This window comes from Thioalkalivibrio sp. ALJT (genome assembly GCF_000381825.1).
Classification (GTDB): Bacteria; Pseudomonadota; Gammaproteobacteria; order Ectothiorhodospirales; family Ectothiorhodospiraceae; genus Thioalkalivibrio.
Map to the genome: position 1 here is coordinate 1 of NZ_KB907124.1, position 24,694 is coordinate 24,694.

21 protein-coding genes and 2 tRNA genes are annotated in these 24,694 nt (G+C 64.7%); 13 read left to right on the forward strand and 10 right to left on the reverse strand.

Annotation, left to right across the window (positions count from 1 at the left end; genetic code table 11):
- Window positions 1-1,460 (forward strand): Ig-like domain-containing protein (locus G332_RS13480; protein WP_019626054.1); only part of this gene is annotated, 1,460 nt, incomplete at its 5' end.
- Window positions 1,461-1,556: 96 nt separating this feature from the next.
- Window positions 1,557-1,886 carry a hypothetical protein gene (locus G332_RS0105785; RefSeq protein ID WP_019626055.1) on the forward strand — a complete coding sequence of 110 codons (330 nt, stop codon included), beginning with the start codon at window positions 1,557-1,559 and terminating at the stop codon, window positions 1,884-1,886.
- A gap of 170 nt (window positions 1,887-2,056) precedes the next feature.
- Here G332_RS0105785 and G332_RS0105790 read toward each other — a convergent pair whose 3' ends face one another.
- Window positions 2,057-3,967, reverse strand: coding sequence for a LapD/MoxY N-terminal periplasmic domain-containing protein (locus tag G332_RS0105790; protein WP_019626056.1), 1,911 nt, complete (start codon window positions 3,965-3,967; stop codon window positions 2,057-2,059).
- A 10-nt stretch (window positions 3,968-3,977) separates the two neighbouring features.
- Window positions 3,978-4,655 (reverse strand): transglutaminase-like cysteine peptidase, encoded by a 678-nt coding sequence (locus G332_RS0105795; RefSeq protein ID WP_026340642.1) that lies wholly within the window; start codon window positions 4,653-4,655, stop codon window positions 3,978-3,980.
- Between the two features lie 662 nt (window positions 4,656-5,317).
- Between G332_RS0105795 and G332_RS0105800 the strand changes: the two genes are divergently transcribed.
- Entirely contained in the window at window positions 5,318-6,706 is a 1,389-nt protein-coding gene (locus G332_RS0105800; RefSeq protein ID WP_019626058.1) for a TolC family outer membrane protein, read from the forward strand.
- A gap of 72 nt (window positions 6,707-6,778) precedes the next feature.
- On the opposite strand, the gene G332_RS0105805 is transcribed toward G332_RS0105800, so the two are convergent.
- Window positions 6,779-6,854, reverse strand: a tRNA-Thr gene (locus G332_RS0105805).
- Window positions 6,855-6,893: 39 nt separating this feature from the next.
- A tRNA-Leu gene (locus G332_RS0105810) sits at window positions 6,894-6,980 on the reverse strand.
- A 95-nt stretch (window positions 6,981-7,075) separates the two neighbouring features.
- Here G332_RS0105810 and queA point away from each other — a divergent pair.
- The 5 genes from queA to secF all read left to right on the forward strand — a co-directional run bounded on the left by queA (window position 7,076) and on the right by secF (window position 12,861).
- Window positions 7,076-8,143: a tRNA preQ1(34) S-adenosylmethionine ribosyltransferase-isomerase QueA gene (gene queA / locus G332_RS0105815; protein WP_019626059.1), complete on the forward strand. Its 1,068-nt coding sequence runs from the start codon at window positions 7,076-7,078 to the stop codon at window positions 8,141-8,143.
- A complete protein-coding gene (tgt, locus tag G332_RS0105820) occupies window positions 8,133-9,248 on the forward strand; it encodes a tRNA guanosine(34) transglycosylase Tgt (protein ID WP_019626060.1) in 1,116 nt (371 codons plus the stop codon). Before queA ends, tgt begins: the two co-directional genes overlap by 11 nt.
- Window positions 9,249-9,332: 84 nt before the next feature.
- Window positions 9,333-9,662, forward strand: coding sequence for a preprotein translocase subunit YajC (gene yajC / locus G332_RS0105825; protein ID WP_026340643.1), 330 nt, complete (start codon window positions 9,333-9,335; stop codon window positions 9,660-9,662).
- A 367-nt stretch (window positions 9,663-10,029) separates the two neighbouring features.
- Window positions 10,030-11,898, forward strand: coding sequence for a protein translocase subunit SecD (secD, locus tag G332_RS0105830; protein ID WP_019626062.1), 1,869 nt, complete (start codon window positions 10,030-10,032; stop codon window positions 11,896-11,898).
- Between the two features lie 15 nt (window positions 11,899-11,913).
- Window positions 11,914-12,861 carry a protein translocase subunit SecF gene (gene secF, locus G332_RS0105835; protein ID WP_019626063.1) on the forward strand — a complete coding sequence of 316 codons (948 nt, stop codon included), beginning with the start codon at window positions 11,914-11,916 and terminating at the stop codon, window positions 12,859-12,861.
- Window positions 12,862-12,993: 132 nt separating this feature from the next.
- On the opposite strand, the gene G332_RS0105840 is transcribed toward secF, so the two are convergent.
- The 4 genes from G332_RS0105840 to G332_RS0105855 form a co-directional block, all read right to left on the reverse strand.
- The gene (locus tag G332_RS0105840; RefSeq protein WP_019626064.1) at window positions 12,994-13,518 is read right to left on the reverse strand and encodes a DUF302 domain-containing protein; all 525 of its coding nucleotides are present in this window, start codon (window positions 13,516-13,518) and stop codon (window positions 12,994-12,996) included.
- Between the two features lie 40 nt (window positions 13,519-13,558).
- Window positions 13,559-14,113, reverse strand: a complete 555-nt coding sequence (locus tag G332_RS0105845) for a C40 family peptidase (RefSeq protein ID WP_019626065.1) — start codon at window positions 14,111-14,113, stop codon at window positions 13,559-13,561.
- Window positions 14,091-14,888, reverse strand: a complete 798-nt coding sequence (locus G332_RS0105850; RefSeq protein WP_019626066.1) for a hypothetical protein — start codon at window positions 14,886-14,888, stop codon at window positions 14,091-14,093. Before G332_RS0105850 ends, G332_RS0105845 begins: the two co-directional genes overlap by 23 nt.
- Before the next feature lie 107 nt (window positions 14,889-14,995).
- The gene (locus G332_RS0105855; protein ID WP_019626067.1) at window positions 14,996-16,561 is read right to left on the reverse strand and encodes a bifunctional aminoglycoside phosphotransferase/ATP-binding protein; all 1,566 of its coding nucleotides are present in this window, start codon (window positions 16,559-16,561) and stop codon (window positions 14,996-14,998) included.
- 130 nt (window positions 16,562-16,691) lie between these two features.
- Between G332_RS0105855 and mrcB the strand changes: the two genes are divergently transcribed.
- Genes mrcB through truD form a run of 5 tightly spaced genes read left to right on the forward strand, consistent with a single transcriptional unit; the run spans window position 16,692 to window position 23,364 of the window.
- Window positions 16,692-19,046, forward strand: a complete 2,355-nt coding sequence (gene mrcB, locus G332_RS0105860; RefSeq protein WP_081619767.1) for a penicillin-binding protein 1B — start codon at window positions 16,692-16,694, stop codon at window positions 19,044-19,046.
- Window positions 19,043-19,642 (forward strand): tetratricopeptide repeat protein, encoded by a 600-nt coding sequence (locus G332_RS0105865; protein WP_026340645.1) that lies wholly within the window; start codon window positions 19,043-19,045, stop codon window positions 19,640-19,642. Before mrcB ends, G332_RS0105865 begins: the two co-directional genes overlap by 4 nt.
- Entirely contained in the window at window positions 19,635-21,623 is a 1,989-nt protein-coding gene (locus G332_RS0105870; protein ID WP_026340646.1) for an ATP-dependent DNA helicase, read from the forward strand. Before G332_RS0105865 ends, G332_RS0105870 begins: the two co-directional genes overlap by 8 nt.
- Complete coding sequence (tsaB, locus tag G332_RS0105875) at window positions 21,614-22,297, forward strand: tRNA (adenosine(37)-N6)-threonylcarbamoyltransferase complex dimerization subunit type 1 TsaB (protein WP_019626071.1); 684 nt, start codon at window positions 21,614-21,616, stop codon at window positions 22,295-22,297. The genes G332_RS0105870 and tsaB overlap by 10 nt, the downstream gene beginning before the upstream one ends.
- Window positions 22,294-23,364, forward strand: coding sequence for a tRNA pseudouridine(13) synthase TruD (gene truD / locus G332_RS0105880; RefSeq protein WP_019626072.1), 1,071 nt, complete (start codon window positions 22,294-22,296; stop codon window positions 23,362-23,364). Before tsaB ends, truD begins: the two co-directional genes overlap by 4 nt.
- A gap of 18 nt (window positions 23,365-23,382) precedes the next feature.
- Here the strand turns inward: truD and G332_RS0105885 are convergent, their stop codons facing one another.
- Window positions 23,383-23,814 carry a PAS sensor domain-containing protein gene (locus G332_RS0105885; RefSeq protein ID WP_019626073.1) on the reverse strand — a complete coding sequence of 144 codons (432 nt, stop codon included), beginning with the start codon at window positions 23,812-23,814 and terminating at the stop codon, window positions 23,383-23,385.
- A gap of 166 nt (window positions 23,815-23,980) precedes the next feature.
- Window positions 23,981-24,592: a DUF3365 domain-containing protein gene (locus G332_RS0105890; protein ID WP_019626074.1), complete on the reverse strand. Its 612-nt coding sequence runs from the start codon at window positions 24,590-24,592 to the stop codon at window positions 23,981-23,983.
- Window positions 24,593-24,694: the final 102 nt, after the last annotated feature.

A 24,694-nucleotide genomic window follows, 5' to 3' on the forward strand; every position in this document is an offset into this window, starting at 1 on the left:
CGAATCTGACCGTGAGTGCGGACGATCCGGCCGAGGGTGAGAGCACGCTGGACATCAGCGGCACCAGCCAGGATGTGCCGGAGGGTGGTGAGGTCGCGATCACCATCACCGACCAGAACGACAACACGGTCACCGCCACGGCGACCGTGGATGCCAACGGCGACTACAGCGTTGCCGATGTGGATGTGAGCAGCCTGACCGACGGTCCGCTGACCATCGATGCCGAAGCGACCGACAACAACGGCAACACTGTCACGGCGCAGGATACGGCCGAGCTGGATGCGCTGACGGCTGTGAGTATTGAGAGTGTCACCGCGGCTTCCGAGGCGGGTGTGGATGTGCTGGAGGCTGTCTGGGGCAGTCTGGGTGATGACGACTTTGGTGTTTCGCGTACAAGCGTTGATACGAGTGATGAGAATCAGTCGATTCCAGGTGGACAGTTAATTCCCGTAGACGCTGATGGGGATCCGGGCGGCAGGGCGACGAGAAACCTGGAGATTATTTCCACAACGGACAGTAACGAGACTGCTTACTTTGAGGTGGGTGATGCCTATCAGCTGACGTGGGAGGTCCGACTGGATAACAAAGGGCCATGGGAGGGCCGTTCGATGATCGGCACGGTAACCCGGTCGGATAAGAAGGGCGTCGATGGCGCAGAAACGGACCTGGTGGTATTTAGTGGTGTTGTAAATGGTGCTTCAATGACGCTGGTTATCGATAGCGAAGGCATTGAAACTGTCAACTACCTGACCAATGACCAGTTCCCGGAAAGCACAGTAGGATTCCGCGAATTCGAGATCGAAGGCACGGCCGCGGCGAATTCTCAGGTCGAGATTAGCCTCGGCGATGGGAGTGTGATCGATACCGTGACAGCGGATGGTGATGGTAACTGGTCCACAACGATCCGTCCGGCGACCGACGAGACCGGTGAAATTACGGCTACTGCGACGGATGCGGCAGGGAACGTAACAACGGACGTTAAGACCTACAACGTTGGTACGAAGGGGTCGGATACGCTGCTCGGGACGGATGGTGATGACGTGCTGTACGGTGGAGCGGGCGATGACGTGCTCATTGGTGGGCCCGGAAACGATATCCTGATTGGTGGCGACGGGGACGATATCTTCCGTTGGGAAGCGGGAGACGAGGGAACGACGGATGCGCCGGCTACGGATGTGGTGAAGGACTTCGGCAATGGCGAAAATGTGCTGGATATCGCAGACCTTCTACAAGGGGAAGAAGATGCCGCGGACCTTGGTGCCTATATCGTGGCGGAACAGGAGGGAGCGGATACGGTTCTGTACCTGAGTTCCCAGGGTGATCTGGATGGTGACAAGCAGAATGCCGACCAGGTGATTCGCGTGGAAGGGAAGTCCTTTAGCGACTTCGGTAACGCGAGCTCGGGCGAAGATGTGATCCAGCATCTTCTGGACAACAATCAGTTGAAGATTGATCAGTAGCGGCTTCCTGGGAATGAACCTCGCTCGCGACGGTCGCCCGAACCCGACAGTTTCCACGGTTACCTGAGTGGGTGAGGATGGTCCCGGAGGCTGCGAATGTATGTGAGAAGAGATGAAGCAGGTCGGATCGATCGGGTGAGCCGGGATGCGACTGCCGATTGTACGGAGTTGGTGGCGGTTGATGCCCCCGAATTGAGGGCATTTCTGCTGGGAGAGGATGCTGAATCGGCATCTACGGCGCTTCAGTCCTCGGATCTGGAGTTAATCCGGGTATTGGAAGACCTGGTAGAACTCCTGACGGACAAGGGCGTTATTCGATTTACAGACTTGCCGGAAGTCGCGCAGGGGAAACTGCTTGAACGCAAGGACCTTCGAGCCTCGGCGCAGCGTTTGAATCTGATGGAAGATGATGAAGGCCTCTTGTAGAGGGCTGTGCGTCGGGTGCTGCAGGGCGGTTTTCTGGTGGGTTCATGAGGGTGGATTTGTAATTTCAACAGGTTATGCATATAACTGAATGCAGGCTACAAGGTTGAGACGGCGTGCCTCCGTATATGGTTCGGGCCCGGGTCGCATGGTGGACCCGGACTTTGTGTCGGTCAGGCATCGGGTGTTATCACACTGCGACCTGTGACGCCGTCGATTCCGAGATCCAGGAGGGTTTCCACGTCGTCCGCACGGTCGCAGCCTTCGGCAATCACCAGGATGCCGATGGAATGGGCGAGGGTACAGAGTCCGCGGATCAGGGCCTGGGTCTCGGTAGAACGGTGGACGCCCTGGACAAGGGAGGCCTGCAACTTGACGAAATGCAGTCCGAACGCGGTGAGGTCATGCGAGCGGAAGGCCTCCGGACCGGCGTGTTCGAGGCCCACAACACAGCCCGTGTCACGAGCGATACGGCACAGGTCGCGCAGTTCTGCGGGGTGAGCCAGTGCGCCGCGAGCCGGGAACTCGAGCCACAGGTGGCCGGCCTCCTCGGATGCCGCCGTCAGGCGAGATTCCAGGCGTTGCCGGAAATCGGTATTTCGCAGGCTTTCCACTGAGAGGTTGATCGCGAGTCGGTCGCGGGAACGAGCGATTTGTTCCAGTGCAACATCCACCACCGTATCGTCCAGCTGCCGAATCAGGTCCAGGCGCACGGCCCAGGGCATGAAGTAGCCGGCCGGGCGCGACTCGCCGTCCAGCACCAGTCGCATCGGGGCCTCGTGGTGCATCAGCTCGTGGTCCGCGTCGATCACCGGGAACCGAGCGAGCTGTATGCCATGCGTGTCGAGGGCCTCGGTGATGGCGGTACGCCATTCATGTTGGCTGGAATAGGGCACAACGGCGGGCGGTTGTTCGACGACTGAATCGCCGGGTTCCAGTTCGGCACGGGCCAGCGCCTGGTCCGCTCGACTCAGGACTTCGGCTGTTGTGTTATTAGGATGAAAGGGCGTTGCCGCAATACGGAGTGCCAGGGATTGCGGCACTTCCGGGGCGCTGAGTTCGGTGCGAAGGGCATGCAGCAGGGATTCGGCGAAACGCCGGGTGTCACCAATCCCGTCACCGAAAATCGCAATATCCGAACCGTTGAGGCGCCCGGCGGCACCGTGGCTTGTCTGGTTGGCCTGTCGCCCGGCAACGCCTGCGATGCGCGCCAGAAGCTGGTCGAGCCCCTCGTGTCCAAGCGTCTGATTGAGTTTGGCCAGTTCGGAGATGCGCAGGACTGCAAAGCCACCGCCTGAGCTGCCGTGACGATTCTCGAGCGTAGCCCGGAAGTGCGCCAGAAAGGCTTCGCGGCTCAGGAGGCCGGTCACATGATCGTGTTGCAGCCGATTCTCCAGCCGTTCCAGGCGGGCGGATTCTTCCTGCAGCATTGTGCGGACGTGATCGGACAACTGGTTCATCGCGCGCACCAGGGCGCGGAATTCCCGGGTGTGCGGTTCAGCCGTGGTGATGAAACGTCTTTCGCTGATTGCCTCGGCCTGTTTGATCACTCGATGCAGCGGCCGAATCAGCCATCCGAGCAGTAAGGAACCAATGATCCCGATGATCAGCAAGCTGCCGGCGAAGATGGCGGCGAGCTGAAGTGTGCCCTCCCACAGGGCCTCGTATGCGTAATTGGTCTGGCTCTCGATGATCAGAGTGCCGAATGAACTCCAGCCATCGGAGACCTGGGCGAACCCCGGACGCACGTCGAAGGCCAAGTGCTCCACGAACCAGTCGGGTACACCCTCGGGCGGAGCCGGGTTGTGGCGCTCAATCATCAGCTCGCCGGTGGGGTCCATCAGCCGGATGCGCTGGTAATGACCCGTGTCGAACTGCGAAGCGATCTGCAGCTCCACGGTGGTTTCGTCTTTGGGGAGCTGCGAGAGCGACAGGGCGAGGGATGCGGCGTTGTCGATGTTTTTGGTCAGTAACTGTTGGGCAAGATAGTTTTGAGCCGACAGGGTGCTCACGACGATGCTGATCAGGAGCGCCAGCAGCATGATGATGGCGATGGCGAACCAGAGTTGTTTTCTCAGCGTCATGGCGGCGCTCTCATTCCGGGGTCGAGTGAATGGGTGGGTCGAGATCAAGGCCGTACTCGTCCAGCTGCTCCAGGACGCGGCGCCAGCGAGACAGGCGTGCCGTGGGGTCGGCCGCTGATTGGGCGTGCCCGTCAGGCCAGAGTCCCTGGCTGTTAAACGAGAAGACCGGGGTCAGGTCGTCACGCCGGGACGCGCGTTCAATTCGGGTGACCAGATTGTCCAGGATCAGGGGCTCCTCGTGCGGATCCGTGAAATACCCGAGCACCATGTGCGCCTGGCTGAGATTGCTTTCCGGTCCGCCCAGGCGGGCCCGTACATAAAAAAGCCGCAGGCGTTCATCGGGGATGCCCAGTTTGCGCAGGCTGACGTATTTGGCGATGGAGAAGTCCTCGCAATCCCCCGCGCCCTTGTCCAGGGCCTCCAGAGGGGTGGCCCAGAAGTCTTCCTGCCCCCAGGTGATGCGGTCATCCTGATACTGCAACTGACGATTAAAAAATTCGTTTACCCGGGCAATTTGCGTCTGTTCATCCTCACTGGCGAGGGCCTCCAGCAGCGCTCGCCAGCCCCGTACGCGCTCGGCGGTTTCGGGCCCGTAACGTTCGGCCGCAATCTGCTCCAGCTGGCCCGGGTTGTCGGGGCTCGCATGGCTTGAGCTCAGCCACCACACCCCGGCCAAGAGCGCGAACACGAGGTTCGCGCACCGGGTCAGGCCGGAGGGGGTGGTGGGCCCGATTGCAGGCACGTCGATGGCTCTCCGGTGATGATGAAGATGTACCGTCCTCAGGATCATGGGCCATGCCGGTGTGGAAGGCCAGGGATACGCTGGTTTAATCGCACGTCCACGTTGGCGTCCCCAGTTTTTGGAGACAAGCGTCCCGAGACAAGGCGCGTCGTGCAGCGGGTAGTGGTTCTACCCGACCGTTTCTGATGGATTCGGGGCGCAACGCAGGCTCGAGGAACAGGGGGCACCAACCTCACAAGCCATTGAAAGCGGGGGCTCGGCCGCCCGTTGTTAATCTAAAACGGGCGCGGGAACGGCGTTGCGGCTCCTTTGTGCAGAATGACTGCACGGCCGTCACCGCGCATTAAACGCACGCAAAAGCGATTCGAGCGCGAACGTGCGATTGCTCCCTCTGAAACGTGATCTTATTCAATCATGATTGCTCGAGTAGGCGCTTGGGTTTATCGTTGCAAGGACTGAAGTGCGGCTCAGTGTCGTCCGGATGCGGTGATGCTGCAGGGTGGTGCAGAAACATTCCACGCAGAATGATATGGGGACACAGAATGGCGGGTGTGACAAGGCGGACGGCCGGCAAAAGCGGGCTGCTGGCACTAACGGCGGCGTTAGCGATGATTGTGGGTGGATCCGCACAGGCCGCGGCCCCGGAACCGTTGCGCGCTGCCGTGCTGGAAGCGGTGCTGTCGAACCCGGATGTGCAGTCGCAATGGCATGCCTTCCGTGCCGCCGGGGAAGAACAATCCGGCGCCCGCGGGCGTTTCCTGCCCGAGATCGATCTGAACGCACGTACCGGGTACCAGAGCCGGCGCTCGAACGACGACGCCTTTGATTCGTTTTCGCGCAATCCGCGAGGCGTCGACATCACGCTGACGCAAATGTTGTACGACGGCTTCGAGACTGCGAGCGAAGTCAATCGCCTGGGTGAGATTCAGCGGGTGCGGTACTTCGAACTGCTCGAGACCACCGAAGAGATCGCACTGGAGGCCGTGCGTGCCTTCGCTGATGTACAGCGCCAGCGTGCCCTGGTGGAACTGGCGCAGGAGAACTATGACGCGCACAAGCAGGTGTACGATCAGATCTTGGACCAGACCGAGCGCGGCGTGGGGCGGGGCGTCGATCTTGAGCAGGCCTCGGGCCGTCTGGCGCTGGCCGAGTCCAACCTGCTGACCGAGCGTCAGAATTTGCACGATGTGAATGCACGCTATTACCGGATCGTAGGGGAGTTGCCGGAGAATGAGCGCGTGGACCTGGTCGGCAGTTTCTCCGACGAGCCAGTTCCTGCCACCGTCCAGGAGGCCCTTACGGCGGCTATCACCACGAACCCGGCCATGTTTGCCTCGCTGCGGAACATGGAGGCGGCGCAGGAACAGCGCAACGTCGCGCGCTCGGCCTTCTACCCGCGTCTGGACCTGCGTCTGCGCCACGCCTACGAGAACGACGCGTTCGAGCGCGAGGACATCCGTACCCGTGACACCTCGGCACTGCTGGTGATGAGCTGGAACCTGTTCCGGGGTGGTACTGACCAGGCGCGGGTGCGGCAGTTTACCGAGGAGTTCAATCAGGCGCGTGATCAGCACGAGACGGTATGTCGCAACGTGCGTCAGACGGTCTCGGTGGCGTACAACGACATCCGCTCGCTGGATAGCCAGTTGCGCTTCCTGCGCCAGCATCGTGACTCATCCGACCGTGTGCGCACGGCGTATCGCCAGCAGTTCGGTATCGGTCAGCGTAGCCTGCTGGACCTGCTCGACACGGAAAACGAGTACTTTGAGGCAAGTAGGGCCTACATCAATGGCCAGCATGATATGGAGATCGCCAGGGCGCGCGCTCTGAATGGTATGGGGCGATTGCTGGGATACCTGGAGATCTCGCGGAGCGATATGCCATCGGCGGCGGAGCTCGGGCTCGTGAATGATGCAGCCCGGATCGATCCGGATTCGGTGTGTCCGGCAGAGGCCCCCGAGATGAGCGAAGTGCGGCACGAGAGTATCTTCCGCTAAGCGCGCCCCACGGGAGGGCACACAGGCAAAAGGGCTGGCCATCTTGGGCCGGCCCTTTTGCTGTATACGATATGGAGCCGGCGACAGGAGTCGAACCTGCGACCCTCTGATTACAAATCAGATGCTCTACCAGCTGAGCTACACCGGCCTGGTATGGATCAGGGTCTGATGGAAGACCCGAAATGGGTGGTGCCGGGAGCGAGAATCGAACTCGCACTCTGTTGCCAGAACCGGATTTTGAATCCGGCGCGTCTACCAGTTCCGCCATCCCGGCATTGGGATCGAGCGTAGTGTAGCGCACGTGAGAGGTTAGACAAGGGCCGGGTGTCCCGTCTCCCGGGTCGGCCGGGCGTGATAGCATCGCGCGCCATGCGTGTCGCTGACTTTGATTACCAGCTCCCTCCGGAGTTGATTGCCCAGTATCCGTTGCCCGAGCGGGCGGGTTCCCGCTTGCTGGTACTGGAGGACGAATATCCCCGGGATGCCGGCTTTGCCGAAGTCGAAGCGCTGTTGCGCCCCGGCGATCTGCTGGTGTTGAACGATACCCGGGTCATCCCGGCGCGGGTGTTCGGCCAGAAAGAAAGTGGCGGGCAGGTGGAAGTGCTGGTGGAGCGGATCGAGTCCCCGCGGCAGGTGCTGGCGATGGTGCGGGCCAGTCGCGCACCCAGGCCGGGTACACGGCTGCGGCTGGCGAACGCCTTCGGGGTTGAAGTGACGGGGCGTGAAGGTCCGTTTTTTCGTCTCGCACTGGTGGATGGCGACGATATCCTTGCATTGTTGCGGGCGCATGGTCATATCCCGTTGCCCCCCTATATCGAGCGTTCCGACGATCCGGATGATGCGGATCGCTATCAGACGGTCTTCGCACGGCGGGAAGGGGCCGTGGCTGCCCCCACGGCCGGGTTGCACTTCGATGCGGGTCTGCTCGAGCGTCTGCAGGCCCGAGGCGTAGCGACCGCGACGGTGACCCTGCATGTAGGTGCGGGGACTTTCCAGCCGGTGAAGGTTGAGGATACCCGGGCCCACCAGATGCATGCCGAGTGGCTGGAGGTGGGGTCGGAGACCTGTGCGGCGGTGGCGGCCTGCAAGGCGCGAGGCGGGCGCGTGGTCGCGGTGGGTACGACCTGTGTGCGCTCGCTGGAGACTGCGGCCGCGGGTGGCGAGCTCAAGCCGTTCCAGGGCGAGACGCGGTTGTTTATCCAGCCCGGCTACCGCTTTCGGGTCGTTGACCGCATGGTGACCAACTTTCATCTGCCGCAGAGCACGCTGCTGATGCTGGTCGCCGCATTTTGCGGTTACCGGCGTATCCTGGATGCGTATGCCCATGCGGTGGCGCAACGCTACCGTTTCTTCAGCTACGGCGATGCGATGTGGCTGGCTCCGGGCGATCCAGCCGATCTGCCCCCAAGTGCGCACGAGGCATCCGATGAAGTTTGAATACCTGGGCCATGATGGTCCGGCCCGTCGTGGGCGCCTGCATTTTCCACGCGGAACGGTGGAGACACCGGCCTTCATGCCAGTGGGCACCTACGGCACGGTGAAGGCAATGACGCCGGAGGAACTGCGTGGCCTGGGTGCGCAGATCATTCTGGGCAACACCTTTCATCTGATGCTGCGCCCCGGGACCGAGGTGATCCGCGCTCATGGTGATCTGCATGACTTCATGCACTGGAACGGCCCGATCCTGACGGATTCTGGCGGCTTTCAGGTGTTTTCGCTGGCCGAGATGCGCAAGATTAGCGAGGAGGGGGTGCGTTTTCAGTCGCCGGTGGATGGATCCCGGGTGCTGATGACGCCGGAATCCTCGATGCAGGTGCAGCGCGAGCTCGGCTCGGACATCGTGATGATCTTCGACGAGTGCACGCCCTATCCGGCGACCGAGGCGGAGGCGCGGCGATCCATGGAGCTTTCGTTGCGCTGGGCCGCCCGCTCGCGGGCGGCGCATGGCGACAATCCGGCGGCATTGTTCGGCATCGTGCAGGGCGGCATGTACCCGGGGCTGCGCCAGGAATCGGCCGCGGGCCTGCAGGCGATCGGGTTCGACGGCTATGCGATCGGGGGGCTGTCGGTGGGGGAGCCCGAAGATGAACGCCTTGCCACGCTGGATGCAACCCTGCCGCTGCTGCCGCAGGACCGCCCGCGTTACCTGATGGGGGTCGGGCGGCCGGAGGATATCGTGGAGGCCGTGCGCCGTGGCGTGGATATGTTCGACTGCGTGATGCCGACCCGTAATGCCCGCAACGGCTTTCTGTACACGCGCGAGGGCGTGCTGCGCATCCGTAATGCGCGGTTTCGCGATGACACGGCACCGATTGATCCGGAATGCGGCTGTTACACCTGCCGGAACTACTCGCGCGCCTATCTCAAGCACTTGGACAAGTGCAACGAGATCCTGGGCTCGCGTCTGGCGACCACACACAACTTGCATTACTACCAGGACCTGATGCGTGGACTGCGCGATGCGATCGCGACGGGTTCGCTGGACGGGTTCGTGGCCGATTTCTACGCGCGCCGCGGCATGGCGGTTCCGCCTGTGCCATAATCCGCGCGTTATTTTTCGCGTTGGACGGGCGGTCTGTTTACGCTCGGCCAGCAGCCGATTCCGAAACCAAGATGGAGTAAATCGATGGACTTTCTGATTTCTGCAGCGCACGCTCAGGAAGGCGCCCCCGCCGGTGGTGGAATGATCGAATTCCTGATCATGATCGTGATTTTCTTCGCGATCATGTATTTCCTGATCATCCGTCCGCAGAGCAAGCGGGCCAAGGAACACCGCAACATGGTGGATGCGCTGTCCAAGGGCGACGAGATCGTCACCAACGGCGGCGTGGCCGGCAAGATCACCGAAGTCAGTGACGATTTCATCAAGGTCGATGTCGCCGAAGGCGTGAACGTGGTGGTGCAGAGGCAGTCGGTCGCCTCGGTGATGCCCAAGGGCACGCTCAAGGATATCTGAGCATCCGCCGGGGGCGTGGACGGATGTTCTCGCCCGTGCGGGTCGGGCTGTAGTACTGCAGCCGTTACACTGGCTTCATCGCCTGTGCGCACGGCTTCCCAGCCCGCAGGATGCTCAACGGCGGTGCCGGGCCGGTCAGGCCCGGCGTCTGTGTGTACCGCCAGTACCCCAGGGAAACACATGATTCAGTACACGCTCGCGTTGGCACCCCGGATCTTCCGAGACCTGGCGTCGTGCGCGGTCGGTAATGCTTCTGCTTGCTTGCGCGCGAGTGGGTTCCGATGCAAGAGCCATTCGAGTGCGCGCGTGCGCCTGAATCCGTGTTACCCCCAGTCTCTGCTAGCAGCGTCTCTCTAAGGTCCTCGATATGCGCAATTCCTATCCGGCGTGGCTTTACACCCTGGTCGTAGTGGTCATTCTGGGGGCAGGGCTGTATGCCCTTCCCAACTTGTTCCCGGAAGACCCGTCGGTGCAGGTCGGCAACCCGACTACCGGCGAGATCGACGCGAATATCCGCGAGCTCATGGGGACCATCCTCGGGGCTCAGGGCGTGACGCCGATGCAGGTGGAGGAACAGGACGACGGCCAGCTATTGCTGCGGTTCGAGACCACCGATGACCAGGCACGCGCGGCGGAGATCCTGCGCAACGCGCTGGACAGCAACCACACCGTCGCCCTGAACCTGGCGCCGGCCACGCCCAACTGGCTGCGCGCGATTAACGGGCAGCCGATGGCCCTGGGGCTGGATCTGCGCGGGGGGGTGCACTTCCTGATGGAGGTGGACCTGGAAGCCGTCATCGGGACGGCAATGGAACGCTATGCGAACGAGCTGCGCGGGCGCATGCGGGACGAACGCATGGAGTTCGATACCGTGGAGCGCAGCTCCAGCGACCTGACCGTGATGTTCGCCAGCGACGCGAGCCGCGAGGCCGCCGAACAGTGGCTCACCCGCGAGTATCGCGGAGAACTGGAATGGGAGATGCGCGGTTCCGGAGACACCAGCCGCATGGTGGCCACACTGGAGGACGACCACCTGACCGATCTGCGCCGCCAGGCGCTGCAGCAGAATATTTCCACCCTGCGGTCGCGCGTCGACGAGCTGGGCGTGGCTGAACCGATCATCGCCCAGCAGGGTGAAAACCGGATTGTGGTGCAACTGCCCGGTGTACAGGACACCGCGCGGGCGAAGGAGGTCCTCGGGGCGACCGCGACCCTCGAGTTCCGCCTGGTGTCGGAATCCGGGGATCCCTCCGAAGCGGACGCCACCGGGCGTGCGCCGTCCGGCACGCGCCTGTATCACGAGCGCGACGGAACGCCGGTGTTGTTGCAGCGACAGGTCATGCTCACCGGCGAGTACATCACCGATGCCTCTTCCGGTATCGCACAGGACACCGGCGGTCCGGCCGTGTTCATCAACCTGGACGGCCAGGGGGCGCGTATCTTCTCGCGGGTAACTTCGGACAACGTGGGGCGTCTGATGGCCTCGGTGTTCATCGAAACCACCACCGAGACGGTGGAGGAAGATGGCGAGCAGGTCATGCGGACCTCGCGCAGCGAAGAGGTGATTAACGTCGCGCGCATTAATGAGCCGCTGGGGCGTCGGTTCCAGATCTCCGGCCTCGACAGTACCCGCGAGGCCCGCAACCTCGCGCTGCTGCTGCGTGCCGGTGCGCTGGCTGCACCCATGTCCATTGTGGAGGAGCGCACGGTCGGGCCGAGCCTGGGCCAGGAAAATATCGACCGCGGCATGCAGTCGGTGGTGATCGGCTTCATTGCGGTCATGATTTTCATGGTGCTGTATTACCGCGTGTTCGGGTTGTTCGCGAACCTGGCGCTGGCCCTGAATCTGGTGTTCATTGTCGCGGTACTGTCGATGCTTCAGGCGACCCTGACCCTGCCGGGGATTGCGGGTATCGTGCTGACGGTGGGGATGGCGGTGGATGCCAACGTTCTGATCTTTGAGCGAATACGCGAGGAGTTGCGTAATGGCCTGTCACCCCAGGCGGCGATCGCCTCGGGTTACGACCGCGCGTTTACCACCATTGCGGATGCCAACGTGACAACGCTGATTGCGGCCCTGGTGCTGTTCCTGTTCGGCACCGGCCCGATCAAGGGCTTTGCCATCACGCTGTCGATCGGAATCATCGCGTCGATGTTCACGGCCATCATCGTGACCCGCGCCATCGTCAACCTGACCTACGGGCGCCAGCGTCGGCTGACGCGCCTCGCCATCTAGCGCGGAGATAAGACTATGCTTCCGCATTTGAATTTCGCCGATTCGAATATCGATTTCCTCGGCAAGCGCAAGATCACCATTGTGATCTCGCTGATTCTGATTCTGACCTCGATCGCGATGCTCGCCACCCGCGGGCTCAATTTCGGGATCGACTTCACCGGCGGTACGCTGGTCGAGGTCGGCTACCCCGAAGCGGTGGAGCTGGACCCGATCCGCGAGGCGCTGGCCGATGGCGGGTTCTCCGGCGCGCAGGTGCAGACCTTTGGCACCTCGCGTGACGTGTTGATCCGGCTGCCGCCAACCGAGGACGATGATGACGCGGCGCTGCTCTCCAACCGCGTACTGAACACGCTGCGTGACGGGGGGCCGGATGATCCCGACTTGCGCCGAGTGGAGTTCGTCGGGCCTGCGGTGGGCGAGGAACTGCGCGAGCAGGGTGGGCTGGCGATGATCTATGCGCTCGCCGGCATCCTGATCTACGTGGCAGTACGTTTTGAATGGCGCTTTTCGATCGGGTCCGTGCTCGCGTTGATCCACGACGTGGTGATCACCCTGGGCATCTTCTCGCTGTTGCAGCTGGAGTTTGATCTCGGGGTGCTGGCTGCCGTGCTGGCCGTGATTGGTTACTCGCTGAATGACACCATCGTGGTCTACGACCGAATACGCGAGAACTTCCGCATCCAGCGCAAGAAGGGTACCGAGGCGGTCATGAACCATGCGGTCAACAAGACCCTCGCGCGAACGATCGTGACCAGTACCACCACATTGCTGGTGCTGTTCGCGCTGCTGTTCCTTGGCGGGGCGGCCCTGCAGAACTTCTCGATCGCCCTGATCATCGGCGTGATTGTCGGGACCTACTCGTCGATTTTCATCGCCGCCACCGCGGCGCTGATGCTGGGGGTAGACCGTCAGGTGCTGTTGCCGGTGAAGAAGGAAGGTGCGGAGGAAGACCTGACGCCCTGAGTGCACAGGTAATGCCAGCGGTGTTTTCCGGTGGCGGTCTGCACAGAAAAAACGCCCGGGCATGCCCCGGGCGTTTTTTTGGTGCCGCGTGCGGCCGGGCCTGCTGGTTCGCCCGCAGCTCGGAAGGCGCGATCAGAAGGCGAGGGCCTCCTTCACGATGCGCTCGACCAACTGGTTGACGTCACGCAGGCTCTGCTTCGATTCCTCATCGCCGATCTCCGGTACCGGGGTGTAGCCCATGTAGATGGTCCCTGGTTCGGCGCTCAGTTCATAGACGGTGATAATGTAGGGGCAAAACAGCATGTTGTGCGGGTCGGCCTCCATCGTGGCGCGTGAGAAGGTCGCGCTGCAGAAGTCCACCGAGCGCCCGTTCAGGTAGATCCCTTCGCCCTTCTCGTGGCCGCCGGTGCGATCCAGCATGTTGGCGATGTGACCAACGTTGTTGATGACGAGGCCTTCGGAGGCAATGGCCTCCTCGACCATTTCGAAGTAGAAATCGAATTCGCCCTCGGTCTTGAAGATCACGCGCTCGTCGGTCTCCATAATGGTCTCGTAGGCGCCGGCAACACCCGAACCGGCCAGGCCCACACCCAGCACGGCGGCCAGTGCCGTGCGCCGAAGTGTGTGGCCGAGGGAATGGCGTGTGAATACGTTCATGGTTCCTTCCTCTTGAATGGATGGGGCCCCGGGCGGGGTGTCAGTCAAAGAAGTGGCCGGCGAAACGCGTGCGCGGTCGCCAATAGGGGTTGTCGAGTTGTTCGATGCGAACCTGCCCGCGGGCGCTGGGGGCGTGCACAAAGCGACCGTCTCCCACGTAGACTCCGACGTGGTCGATTTGATTCCCGTTGATGGCGAAGAACACCACGTCACCCGGGCGGGGCGCACCGGCGCGACGGGTAGCGGCGCGGGCCTGCTCGCGGGTGGTGCGCGGGACGCTGCGGCCGGCCTCGCGGTAGGCACGCTGCACGAGCGCCGAGCAGTCGAGCCCGGAGGCATCGGTGCCGCCATAGCGGTAGGGGGTGTCGAGGTGACCGAGCGCGGTCAGGACAACCTCGGAGCGCGCCAGCGCGGCTTCCGGGGCCGGGCTTGACGGGCCGTCAGAGGTTGGCTCCGGGCCGGCCAGGGGTTGTGGTGTGGTCGAGCGTGGTTCCGGCCCCGAGCTGCACGCAGTCAGGAAAAGCGCGCCCGCACCAGCAAGTAGCGTGAGCCGCAGCCGCGGCGGGGGATTGTCAGAACCGCTCGCGCGCTTCATAGCGGTCGGGGATGGTAAACAACTGCGGGCTCAGCTCGTCGCTGGAGCTCCCCGCGAGGCGCGTGGTGACGCCATCACGTTCGCTGACCTCGAGCGGGACGCCGTCGACCCGTGGCAGCAGCGAGGCACCCATCCGGGAGGCCATGGGTCCACCCGCCTCCAGGGCCTGCAGGGAGAGCTCGTATAGCCGGCCCATCAGGGCCCCCAGGGTGGCGAAGTCCTCGGACCCCAGTCCCAGTGTTCCCGGTTCCGCTACGCAGACGGTGCTCTGGGCCTGACCGGAAACCAGCACCTCGTATTGGTCACAGACGAAATCCCCGATCGCTTGCGTCTCGCCGGTGGCGCGGGTGCGGATGTCGGCCTCGAAACCCTCCGACCCGATCCCGAGCTGTTGCTCCAGCTGCTCGCGAACCTCGGGCGGGAGCTGTTCCATTTGCTCCCGGAGCTCGCTCACCATGTCCGTCATCGCGCGTATTTGCTGGTCCATGACCTCCGGGGTCAGGGCCGTGTAGGTCTGTTCCTGATCGTCCACTACGGTGAGCCGGTCATTGCCAGCGTCGAACAGCATGTAGCCCGACGTCCCGCTGACGGCCTCGTTCAACTCCATGCGGACCATGTCGCCGCGCACCAGGATCTGGCTTTCCAGCCCCTCGTCGTCAACGTAGTGCAGCAGGGCATCGGCCTGAACGCTGCCCGTGCTCAGAACAGCCGCGGTGGCCAGCGCGGTGGCCCCGTGACGGAGGCGGTGACGGATGCCGGGACGACTTGAATACATGCGGACTCCTGGTCTGCCGGGATACGCCGCCGGGTGTCGGCGCGCGCCGGGTCTTGTGATGGGTAAAAGTGATTGTGGTTTCTGGGAAACACTGGTGAGCGCTGGCATCAGGGCGTGACGGGTTTCAGGAGTTGCCGGGCAAGGGCGTCCGGGTCCAGTGGTGTGTCGGGTGCGACCTCGATGCAGCCTTCGTCCGCGCCTGGCCATTCCTGTTGCGGTTGTTGATGTTGCATGACCTCAATGCCGGCATCGGAGGCATCGTTTCCCATCCTTGTTCGTGTCGCAAGGCGCTGGCGCAGGATGTCCTCCCTGGCGTGGCAGGCCACGATGGCGAAGCCGGCCCCGCGAGTGGCGGCCAGTGTCTGGAAAGGCGCCCGCTGGGCCCGGGTCAGGAAGGTTGCGTCGACCACTACAGTCAGACCGAGGGCGAGCAGCGCCTCGGCGCGCCGATGGAGATGGGCGTAGATCTCGGCGCGCGCCGATTCGCTGTAGGACACCGCTTCGGAAAGACGCTTGCGCTCGATGTCGGAGCGCAGGCGGATGGCGCCAAGCGCCTCGAGCACCTGGGTGCTGATGACCGTCTTGCCGCTGCCGGAGACGCCGTGCATCAGGATCAGGCGCGGGGTGCGCGGTTCGGCGAGGCGCTCGGCGAGCGCCAGATAACGGCCCATCTCTGCGCGGTGCGTGGCCTGGTCATGCGAGGTCAGTCCGCTCTCCGCGCCATGGATGCCCGCGACCTTCGCACGGATCAGCGCGCGATAGACCTGGTACAGCGGCAGCAGGGCCAGGCCGTCGAAGTCCTCGCGGGCGTCCAGGTAGGCGTTCAGGAAGCGCCAGGCGTGGGCGCGGGCCTGGCGCGCGAGCAGATCCATGGTGGTGAAGGCGATCTCGGAGATCACGTCGATCCAGCGCAGGGCGGGGTCGAATTCGATGGCGTCGAAGGCCACGGGGACGGGCTCGTCGATAGCCGGGTCGTCCACATAGACCAGGTTGCCCAGGTGCAGGTCGCCATGGCCGTGACGCACGAAGCCCTGGTCACGTCGTTTCTCAATAAGTTCCCGCAGCCGATTGATTTCATATTGGGTCCATCGTTCCAGGCGTTCGAGCCGGGCACGGTCGGCGGAGCCGTGTACGTGCTCGGTCAGGGCCGGAAAGTTATCGAGCATCGGCCGGGTGGCGGCCTCGACAGTGCCGAATTCGGCGTGCTCGTCACTGCGCTCGGTGCGTTCGTGGAAGGCCGCGATGTAGTGCCCCAGCGCCTCCATCGCCGAGCTGGGCAGGCGTCCGGCGTCCAGTAGTCGGTCCAGCTGGCGCTTGCGGTCAAACCGACGCATGTGTACCGCATAGTCGAGGACGGGACCGGTGCCGTTGAGCACGGGCTGCGCCGGGTCGCCGTTGAGCGTGACGACGGCGAGGTAGATCTGGGGGGCCAGGCGTCGGTTGATCGCGAGCTCGGTGTGGCAGAACTCGCGGCGAGCCTCCAGCGTGGTGAAATCCAGAAAGCCGAGGTTCAGAGGTTTCTTGAACTTGTAGGCGGAGTCGCCCGCAAGGATGACGGTGGAGATGTGGGTCTCGATGCTGCGAACGCTCGCAGGGTCAGGGGCCGGGGCCGGGAAACCCATGCCCTCGACCAGGTTGCGCAGGCGTTGGTGGTGCAGTTCCAGTTCGCTCATGGGGTCTCCGCAGGCGAGCGTCGTTCGGAAGCGGTCGGGGTTTTCCCGGAATTGACGGCTGTGCACCCGTTTTCATTGTCGGGTCAGGTTACCATTGCAGCCGTCTCTGTCACCCGGTTCGACCCTGTCCATGCCACGAAAATCGTCTTCCCGTTCCCGCAACGGCAGTCCGTCTCGCCGAGGCCGTATCTGGCGCCTGCTGGGTGCCGGAGGCTGGGTCCTGACCGGATTGGTGCTCGCTGGCGTTGCGGTGGGCGCCGTATATGTGCATCAGCTTGACCGTGAGATCCGCGAACGGTTTGAAGGTCAGCGCTGGGCCTTGCCGGCCCGGGTTTACGCCCGTCCGCTGGAACTCTATGCGGGCCGGCCGTTGACCGCTGCGGCACTGGAGACGGAATTGCGGGCATTGAACTATCGCGAGACCCCTGACGCGGCGGGCCCTGGCGAGTTTCACATCGACGGTTCCCGTGCACGCCTCACCACGCGCCCGTTCGTGTTCGGCGATGACCCGGAACCGGCCCACTCCGTGCGATTGCGCCTGGCCAACGGCCGGGTGCAATCGGTCAGCGACCTGTCCAGCGGGCGCAATGTGGATTTGATGCGGGTGGAGCCGCTGTTGATCGGCAGTATCTATCCGACCCATGGCGAAGATCGCATCCTGGTTGATATCGACGAGGTGCCGCGCGAGCTGATCGTGGCGTTGCTGGCGATCGAGGACCGCCGGTTCATGTCCCATCGCGGGCTGGACCCGGTCGGTATCGGGCGTGCCATGGTGGCCAATCTGCGTGCCGGCCGCACGGTGCAGGGGGGCAGTACGCTGACCCAGCAGCTGGTGAAGAATTTCTACCTGACCCATGACCAGACGCTGACGCGCAAGCTGAACGAGGCGGTGATGGCCTTGTTGCTGGAACATCGCTATGACAAGCGCGAGATCCTCGAGGCCTATCTGAATGAGGTCTTCCTCGGGCAGGCCGGTGAACGCGCGATCCACGGTTTTGGCCAGGCCGCACATTTCTACTATCAGCGCCCGTTGAACGAGCTGCGTCTGGATCAGCTTGCGCTGCTGGTGGGGCTGGCGCGCGGGGCGAGCTATTACGATCCCAGACGTTTTCCGGAGCGGGCGCGGCAGCGCCGTGACCGGGTGCTGCAGGCGATGGCAGACACTGGCCTGGCGGAGCGCGAACGGGTCGATCGTGCCCTGGCGACCGAGCTGGATGTGTCCCCGGTGATGCCGGGCGGGCGCAGCCGGTTCCCGGCGTTCCTGGATCTCGTGCGCCGCGAGCTGCGCGCCGATTATGCCGACGAGGACCTGCGCAGCGAGGGACTGCGTATCTTCACTACCATGGATCCGGTTGTCCAGCTGCGTCTGGAGGAACGCCTGGTTCGGGGGGTGGACCAGGTGGTGCGCCAGCGCGGGCAGGATGGGCGCCTGGAAGGATTGCAGGCCGCTGCGGTCGTGACCGATCCGCAATCGGGCGAAGTGCTGGGGGTGGTCGGGGACCGCGATCCGCGATACCCGGGCTTCAACCGCGCGGTCGAGGCACAGCGGCAGGTCGGCTCGGTGCTCAAGCCCTTTGTCTACCTGGCGGCCCTGACCAATCCGCATCGCTACACCCTTGCCACGCTGCTGGATGACAGCCCGCTGACCCTGCAGTTGCCGCATGGAGAACCCTGGACGCCGCGTAACTTCGATCGTGAGCATCGCGGGCCGGTCACCGCCTGGGAATCCCTGGTTCAGTCCTACAACGTGGCGACGGTACGGCTGGCCGAGGACATCGGCGTTTCCCAGTTGATTGGCCTGTTGCAGACCCTGGGTTTGCAGCGCAATCCGGCTCCGCTGCCCTCGCTGGCGCTGGGCGCGATCGAGCTGTCGCCGCTGGAGGTGGCGGGTTTGTATCAGGCGCTGGCGAATGGGGGGTATGCCACCGGGACGCGGGTGATCCGCGATGTTCTGGACCAGAATGATGAAGTCCTCTCGCACTACGGACTGGCATTGCAGGGGGCCGTTGCAGACGGTTCGGTGCGTGTGCTGACCCACGCCCTGCATGACGTCACACGCGAGGGGACCGGGCGTCGCATCGATACCCGGCTGAATGGCCAGGTCGTCGCCGGCAAGACGGGCACCACCAGCAATTTCCGTGACAGCTGGTTTGCCGGTTTCGACGATCGCCACGTCGCGGTGGTGTGGTTGGGGATGGACGACAATCGAGCCACTGGACTGACCGGCGGGGTTTCCGCAGCGCCGGTCTGGGCGGAAATCATGGCCGGCATTGGTGTGCAGTCCCTGCGTCTGGAAGGACACCCCGGGATCGACTATCGGGGCGTGGACCTGGCCTCCGGCCTGCGAGTGGATAACGACGACCATGCCTGTGAGGCGGTGAAGACGCTGCCGTTCTGGCAGAATTCGGGCCCCGAGAGACGCGCCGAGTGCGACCTGAGTCATGACCCCAGCCAGCAGGGCTGGTTTGAGAGGCTATTCCGGTGAAGACCTTCCGCAACATCCGATCTGTTGCCCGCGTCGGGTCCGTGGCCCGCGCGGGTCTTTGGCGGCGCTGCGTGGCGCCGGTACAGGGGCTCGCCGTACTCGGGCTGGCTCTTGTGCTTGTGGCCTGCGCAACCCCCGCCCCCCGGGATGCGACGGCACCCGCGCCGGAACCTCGATCGATGCCGGAGCCCCGATCCAGCGGCCCCGATGCGGATGAGCGGGATGCGGCCCCGGCTCCGGAGCCGGAGGTCGCCAGAACCCCCGCAGCTGCCCTGAATCTGGCACAGCAGGCCGAATCGGCCCGCCAGACAGGTAACACCGGGCGTGCGGAGCAGCAGCTGGAGCGTGCGCTCCGGATTGCCCCGCGCGACGCTGGGTTGTGGCACCAGATGGCGGTGCTGCGCCTGGACCAGCAGCGCTTCCAGCAGGCCGAACGCCTGGCCGCACGGTCCCTGCAGATGGCCGGGGCGGGCGATCGCGACCTGGCCCTGCGCAACTGGCGGGTGATGCTGGAAGCCCGCGAGGCTCAGGGGGACGCGCGCGGCGCCGAGGAGGCGCGTGAGGCCATCCGGCGGCTGGAAGCCGAGATTGTCTGACGCATCCGACCCGATTCCCGCCGTGTCCCCGGCGGTGCGCGCGTTAAGCCCCGAGGGCGCGATCGCCGAGGCTGTTGAGGGCTTCCGCCCGCGTGCGCCGCAACAGCAGATGGCGCTGGCCGTGGAGGACGCCCTGGTGACTGCGCCGGGTGCCCTGCTGGTGGAGGCCGCCACCGGCGTCGGCAAGACCTTCGCCTACCTGGTGCCGATCCTGCAATCGCGCCGGCGTGCTCTGATCTCGACCGGGACCAAGACGTTGCAGGACCAGTTGTTCGAGCGTGACCTGCCCGTGGTTTGCGAGGCCCTCGGGTACCACCCGCGCGCGGCACTGCTGAAGGGGCGCGCCAACTACCTGTGCCATTACCGGCTGGAACTGGCGGCCGCCGAGGCCGGCGGTGCCAGGGGCGGTTCCGTTCAGCGCGAGCGTCTGCCGGTGATCGAGGCGCTGCAGCGCTTTGCGCGTACCAGTGGCACCGGCGACCTCGGTCAGGCGGGTATCCTGGCCGAGGATTCGCCGCTGTGGCCGCAGGTGACCTCTACCGTGGACAACTGCCTCGCGGGGGAGTGTCCCAGTTACAACGACTGCTTCGTGGTGCAGGCGCGCAAGCGCGCTCAGGAGGCGGATGTGGTGGTAGTGAATCATCACCTGTTGCTGGCAGATATGGCACTGAAGGAAGAGGGCTTCGGCGAACTGCTGCCGGAAGTGGATGCGGTGATCGTGGACGAGGCCCATCAGCTGCCTGATATCGCGGGTTCCTTTTTCGGTGTCGCGGTGGGCACGCGGGCCTTGAAGGAGCTGGCGCGGGATACGCGGCGCGAGCAGGAACAGCATGCGCCGGAAATGCTGGACATTCGCCAGCGAATCGCGGAGCTGGAGGCCTGTGCAGGTGATCTGCTGGACGCTTCACAGGCCTGGGAGGGGCGTTCCAGCTGGGATGAGATCAACCCGGAGGGTGCGCTGGATCCGCTGCTGGATCGCCTGGATGCATGCCTTGGCTTCGCGCATGACGCGCTCGCGGCCGCAGCACCCAGGGCCCCGGGCCTGGAGCAGTTGCGCGCACGCAGCGCGCAGCTGCTGGAGCGCCTGCGCGAATGGCGCGAGGACAGCCCGGATACCGTGGCCTGGGCGGAGCGTTTCAGCCAGAGCCTGATCCTGCACCGGACGCCGCTGGATGCGGCCCGTCCGCTGGCCCAGCGCCGCGCGGCGCGGCCGGCGGCCTGGGTATTCACCTCGGCGACCCTGGCGGTCGGGGATGACTTTGGCCATGCCGCCCGGCGCCTGGGGTTGCCGGCGGACGTGGCCAGCGAGCGCCTGGACAGCCCGTTCGATTTCCCGCGGCAGGCCTGTCTGGTGCACCCGCATCCACCGCTCCCGAATCCGAATGATCCGCGCTATACCCGGGCCTGTATCGCCTGGGCCCGGCCGCTGCTGCGCGATAATCCGGGCGGGGGCTTTTTCCTTTTTACCAGCCATCGCGCGCTGCGCGAGGCTGCGGCGATCCTGCGGGCCGAGCTGCCGCCCGGTCGCGAGTTGCTGGTGCAGGGCGAACAGCCGCGGGGCGATTTGCTCGCGCGTTTTCGCGAGTCGGGCAGCGCCTGGCTGCTGGGTGCGCACAGCTTCTGGGAGGGTGTGGATATCCGCGGCGAGGCGCTGTCCGTGGTCATCATCGACCGTCTGCCGTTCGCATCGCCGAGTGACCCGGTGCTGCAGGCGCGGGCCGCGGCGCTGGAGGCGGAGGGGCGTTCGCCGTTTATGGAATTCACCCTGCCGCAGGCGGTCCTGGCCCTGAAGCAGGGGGCCGGGCGCCTGATCCGGGATGCGAATGACGCCGGCATCCTGGCTCTGTGCGATCCGCGTCTGACCGGCAAGCCCTACGGGCGCCGGTTCCTGGCCAGTCTGCCGGCCTTTCACCGAACCCGGGAACCGGCCGCCGCGCTGCGCTTCCTGGCCCAGGCACGGGAGCGGGACGCATGCGTTTGATCGCCATCGAGACGGCCAGCGAACAGTGCTCCGCCGCGCTGTATCTGGACGGCGCCATCCATGCGCTGCGCGAGCGCGCAGCGCGCCGCCATGGGGAGTTGATCCTGGGGCAGATCGAGCAGTTGCTGGCGGCGGCCGGCATTGCCCGCAGCAGCCTCGACGGCGTTGCCGTCGGGCGGGGCCCCGGGGCCTTTACCGGCGTCCGGCTGGGGCTGGGCGTGGCCCAGGGCATCGCCTTTGCGCTGGACCGCCCGGTAGTCCCGGTCTCCACGCTGCAGGCCCTGGCTCAGCAGGCGCTGCGCGGCGGGGTGCGACCGACGGCGGTGCTGGCCGGGCTGGATGCGCGCATGGGCGAGGTGTACTGGACGCTGTGTCCGGTTCAGGGTGAACGTGTGTTGCCGGGCGCGGAGCAGGTGGAGGCGCCGGCGCTGTTGCAGCCGCAATGGCCGGATGGTGGGCGGTTCGCGCTGGGTTCGGCCTTTGCCGCGTATCCCGATCGGGTGCCGGCGCTGGGCCTTGTGGCGAGTCAGGTGGATGCAAGCGCCCTGCCCGATGCACACGATGTAGCGCTGCTGGCGGTGGATGCCTGGGAGCGAGGCGAGGCGGTAGCGCCCGAGGCGGCCCAGCCGGTCTACGTGCGGGATGATGTCGCCCGTCCGGGGCCGGCGCGATGAGCGCCGCTGCGCGCGGGCTGGAGACGCCGTATCCGTGGCAGCCGCCGCTGGTTGCGACCGTCAAGGGGCGCCCGGAGGACTTCCGAGTCGAGGAGCTGCCCGCCACGGTGCCGGAGGGGGTGGGGGAACACGTCTGGCTGGAGATCGAGAAGACCTTGCTGAACAGCGAGGATGTCGCGGTCTGGCTGGCGCGGGAGTCCGGTGTCGGGCGGGGGCGTGTGAGCTACGCCGGGCGCAAGGATCGGCATGCCGTCACCCGGCAGTGCTTCAGCGTGCAGTGCCCGACGGAGACCGAGCCGGACTGGGTCCGCGGCGCGGAGGCATGGAATGCGGCGCGCGTTGCTGCCGGGGAGGAGGGGACAATGCGGGTGCTGTCCGCGGTGCGGCATGCCCGCAAGCTGCGTACCGGTCACCTGCGAGGTAACCGCTTCGAGATTCGACTGGCCGACGTGGACGGCGACCGGGCGGCCGCCGAGACCATTCTGGCGGCCATCCGTGCCGGCGGTTTGCCCAATTACTTTGGTGTCCAGCGGTTCGGGCATGACAACCTGGCCCGGGCGCGGGCCTGGCTGGACGGCGGGCGCGCCCCGCGCAGTCGCAATCAACGCAGCCTTCTGCTGTCGACGGCGCGCTCGGCGATCTTTAACGCGGTGCTCGCCGAGCGTGTACGCCGGGGCGACTGGGACCGCCTACTGGCGGGAGATGTCGCCAACCTGGAGGGCTCCGGGAGTGTGTTCGCCGTGGCCGAGGTGGATGCCGAACTGGAGGCCCGTGTCGCGCGTCTGGATGTGCACCCCACCGGTCCGTTGTGGGGGCGGGGCGCGATGCAGACCGGAGGTCAGGTGGAGGCGCTGGAGGCGCGTATTGCGGAGCGCGAGCCGGTACTGGCAGCGGGGCTTGCGAATGCCGACGTAAAGGCGGCGCGGCGGCCGTTGCGCATGGTCCCGGCCGCGGTTGCGTGGCACTGGGAGGGGAATGATCTGTTGCTTGCGCTGGAGCTGGGGCCGGGCGAGTACGCCACCGGTGTACTGGATGCCATCTGCGTGGCGCGCGGTAACGGCGGCTGAAGCGGCCGTGCGGCGGCGTCAGGCCGAACTCTTGAGCTGGCGTTCGGCGCGCTCGGCGCGTTGCTCGGCCTCGACCCGGTCGGTAATGTCTTTCTGGATGCCGATGTAATAGGTCAGGCGGTCTTCGTCGTTGAATACCGGGGTCAGGGACAGCTCGTTCCAGAACAGTCGGCCGTCCTTGCGGTAATTACGCAGGGTGACCCGGCAGGGGCGGTTTTCCGCGAGGGCCTCGCGGATCTGATGGCGTGCCTCCTGATCGGTGTCGTCGCCCTGCAGGAATCGGCAATCGCGATACAGGATTTCTTCGGAGTGGTACCCGGTCAGCTCCTCGAATGCGTGGTTCACATAAATGAGGATGTTGTCGTCGCCCTCACGTTCGGCGATGACGATGCCGTCGTTGGAGGCATCCACGGCGAGGGCAAGCAGTTCGGCGTCAATCGTTCGCGTCATGGCATGGGGTTGGTACGAAGGTTGGTGCAGGGGCTGCCCAGCGGGTATGGCATGAAAATAGCACGATCGGATGCCTTTGTATTCAGCCCGGTGTCGCCGCATGCCGGTCGCGAACGAAAAAAGGCCGCCCGAAGGCGGCCCTTGTCAGGCTGTATGCGGGGCGCGGTTACATTTCCTGAGTGATGGTAAACGCGCCGCGCACCTGGCCTTCGCTGTAGCCCGTGGCCTGATCGTCGGGGTACAGGCGTTCGAGGGCGTGCTTGACGTCGCCACTGACATTGGAGCCGTGGCAGACCAGGCAGGCCCCGCCGGTCGGGATGGCGGCCATGAAGCGGAACTCGGGCTGGCCTTCGTCCGACTCGACCACACCATAGCGCGGCGGCAGGTCCGCCGCGGGCATGCCGGCCGCATGCTGGGCCTCGAAGCCCTGGAGGGTCAGTCGCTCCCAGCGATCCGGGGCGTTATCCGGGTTGCGCAGCTTGAGGCTGGTACGTCCGATATCGATGCCGGTCTCTGCGGAGATGTCGCGGGCGATCTCCGGCGCGCGTTCGTTGCAGACCTGGATTGCCTCGGTCGGGCCACCGGACTGCATGGCGGACATCAGTTCGCCCTGCAGGGACTGGGCGAATTGCTGGATGGCCTCGCGATTGGCCGCGATGCGTTCCTGGAGGTCTTCCTGACTGAGCTGGGGCATCGAACCGCCGGCACTCGCGGAACCGCTGCCAAGGGTGAATGCCAGCAGGCCGAGGGCCAGGGGGGCAAGATTTCGATTCTTCATGACATATTCCTCGCAGTGCTGTGGGCGTTGCGTGCTTAAGCTTGTACAAGACTTGTACAGATACTGGGCCGGTTACGGGATAAATGCAAGAGTCGGCGTGCA